Origin of the sequence: Asaia spathodeae NBRC 105894 (assembly GCF_025994195.1) — a bacterium.
Lineage (GTDB): Bacteria > Pseudomonadota > Alphaproteobacteria > Acetobacterales > Acetobacteraceae > Asaia > Asaia siamensis.
The window spans coordinates 1-1,216 of sequence record NZ_BAPY01000052.1 but is presented as its reverse complement, the minus strand read 5'-3'; the positions used below and the strand labels follow the sequence as shown (position 1 = coordinate 1,216).

1 protein-coding gene is annotated in these 1,216 nt (G+C 54.8%); it reads right to left on the bottom strand.

What is annotated here, in order from left to right:
- Nucleotides 1-897, bottom strand: an 897-nt coding sequence (locus AA105894_RS13015; protein WP_373316782.1) for a DUF6538 domain-containing protein, incomplete at its 3' end; no start/stop codon positions are given.
- Nucleotides 898-1,216 lie beyond the last annotated feature (319 nt).

Genomic DNA, 1,216 nt, shown 5'->3' with positions numbered 1-1,216 from the left:
GGCGCTGATGGTCTCGAGCTTCTCGGTTTCAGCGCGCGCGACCTCGTCACGGATTGAGCGGCCGTTGCGCTCCTTGCCGTGGGTGGCAGGAAGACGGAAGAGGAGATCACGGAACTCGCCAGCCGTCTCGCCGGTAATCCGTTCAACCTCCATGTCGCCAAAGGCATCGATGAACAGGTTAAGCGCTTTGCGCGTGCCGCGTTTCGTATCCTCTGAGCGATTGGTATCCGGGTAGATAAAACGCTCCGCAGCCATGCTGACCGTCAGAAGCTTTGCGCGGGAGCCGGAGCTTGCAAGCTTTTTCTTTGGTATGGTTTGTCCGCGTGGGTCTGGTTCAGCAGTCAGCGGCACTGGGGCGATAGGTTCGCTCTTCCTGGCCGTTCCAATGTCGACGACGATGCTTTTCAGGAGATTGACCTGAGCGGCCAGATTGGCGGCTTCCGCACGCGCTTCAGGCAGATCCTTCTTCACGATTTTCCGCATCGTTTCGAGCCGCTCGGTGTCCTTGGCAAGATAGGGGCCGATGATGGAGAGAAAACGCGTCACAAGGTTGTTGAACTCGAGAAAGCGTACCTGAACCTCTGTCATTTCCCTCTCATGCTTGAGTTCGAGCAGACGCATTTCGATGGCATGGGCAGACTCGGTATCGCGAACGAAGCTCTCATAGAAAGTGATGATCTCGTCTGGTGTGGGCGGTCGGTCTTTCGAGTCACTCATGGCGCGCACCTTGTCGAAGAACTGTCCGGTCCGGTCATATAGCTGTGCCGCCCGTCTGCGAGCCTCGAGTTTAGCCGAAGTATCAAGCGAAAGGGAGATCTCGGACCGCCTCAGGAGAGGTTGGATATCCTTCGGCACGGCCCTGCGAAAATGGTAGCGGGACCCTATCAGACGCAGCATCAAAATTTCCCATTCTGGGAAGAAATCCTGGAGAGCCCCCGTTTGACGCCTCGAAAGCCAAAAAGCCTATCAATTTCAATGAGATGGTGGTGCGAACTATGGGACTCGAACCTCAATACTTTGGGTCGACCGCATCACTATTTCCAATGATTTGAGGTATTTCGCCTTCTGCGCGCTTCTTCCTTTTTCTTTCTCTGCGCATTCTTGGACAAACAATCCGGGAAGGCAAGAACTGATTTTGAAGGTGCTCGTGGCTTGTGATTTAAGAGGTGGTCCCCTCTGTTCGGACAGTTTTATGGCTCTGCTAAGCTATAGCCGG